This is a genomic window from Micromonospora sp. C31 (genome assembly GCF_018070575.1).
Classification (GTDB): Bacteria; Actinomycetota; Actinomycetes; order Mycobacteriales; family Micromonosporaceae; genus Micromonospora.
This window is the reverse complement of the sequence record NZ_JAGPXN010000063.1, coordinates 1-1,335: the sequence shown is the minus strand read 5'-3', so window position 1 is coordinate 1,335 and position 1,335 is coordinate 1. Positions and strand designations below refer to the sequence as shown.

Below are 1,335 nucleotides of genomic sequence, written 5' to 3'. Positions count from 1 at the left end.
GGGTCTATGCAGCGAGCTGATGCTCGGGGGTAAAGGGTCTGCAGCGAGCTGATGCTCGGGGGTAAAGGGTCTGCTGCACCGATAGGTGACAGTTCAGTCACGCGGCCTGACTGGCCGGTCGGGTCATGATGGTCTCGTACTCGATAGGGGTCAACCGGGACAGGGATCGTTGGCGTCGACGGCGGTGGTAGGTCCGCTCGATCCAGGTCACGATCGCGGTCCTCAGCTGCTGCCGGGTCGTCCAGGTTCGGCGGTCAAGGACGTTGTTCTGCAGCAGGCCGAAGAACGATTCCATGGCGGCGTTGTCGCCGGCGGCGCCGACTCTGCCCATCGACCCGGTCACGTGGTGCTGGTTGAGGGCACGGACGAACTTCCGGCTTCGAAATTGCGACCCGCGGTCGGTGTGCAGCACGCAGCCGGCCACGTCACCACGGCGGGCTACGGCGTTGTGCAGGGCGTTGACGGCCAGCCTCGACTTCATCCGTGAGTCGATGGAGTAGCCGACGATCCGGTTGGACCACACGTCCTTGATCGCGCACAGGTAGAGCTTGCCCTCACCGGTGCGGTGTTCGGTGATATCGGCCAGCCACAACCGATTCGGGCCGTCCGTGGTGAAGTTGCGGCGTACCAGATCGTCGTGCACTGGCGGACCGACCTTGCCGCCCTTGCCCCGACGCCTCTTCTTGCTGAACGCGCTCCACCAGCCCATGCCAGAGCAGATTCTCCAGGCGGTGCGCTCGACCATCGGCTGGCCGGCGGCGCGGGCCTCATCGGCCAGGAACCGGTAGCCGAACTCCGGGTCGTCGCGATGGGCGTCGAACAACGCGTCCGCCCGATACGCCTGCGCCAGTTCAGCGTCGGTGACACGGCGGGCAAGCCACCGGTAGTAGGGCTGACGAGCGATGTTCAATACCCGGCACGTCACCGCCACGGGGATACCGTCGGCGGCCAGCTCGCTCACGAGCGGGTAGAGCCTTTTCCCGGCAGATGCGCCTGCGACAGGTAGGCCGCGGCCCGGCGCAGGACCTCGTTCTCCTGTTCCAGCAGCTTGATCCTCTTGCGGGCCTCGCGCAGCTCAGCTGACTCGCTGCCGCTGACACCCGGTCTGGTACCGGCGTCAACGTCAGCCTGGCGCATCCATTTGAACAACGTCATTGGGTGGACTCCGAAGTCCTTGGCGATCTGCTCGACCGTCACGCCTGGATCACGGTCACGGGCCACCCGCACGACGTCATCGCGGAACTCACGAGGGTAGGGCTTGGGCACAGCAACATCCTTCCAGCCCGCCACCAGGGCAAGCCATCTCAGATGTCACCTATCGGTGCAGCAGACCCA

Annotated in this window: 1 protein-coding gene; it reads right to left on the bottom strand. The window is 65.5% G+C overall.

Features of this window, described 5'->3' with window-relative positions; all coding sequences use genetic code 11:
- Window positions 1-97: 97 nt before the first annotated feature.
- Window positions 98-1,266, bottom strand: a protein-coding gene (locus KBX06_RS27440; protein ID WP_210839955.1) for an IS3 family transposase whose coding sequence is annotated in 2 segments (ribosomal slippage) — window positions 98-979 and window positions 982-1,266 — 1,167 coding nt in all. Because the reading frame shifts where the segments join, the coding sequence is not laid out codon by codon here.
- Window positions 1,267-1,335 lie beyond the last annotated feature (69 nt).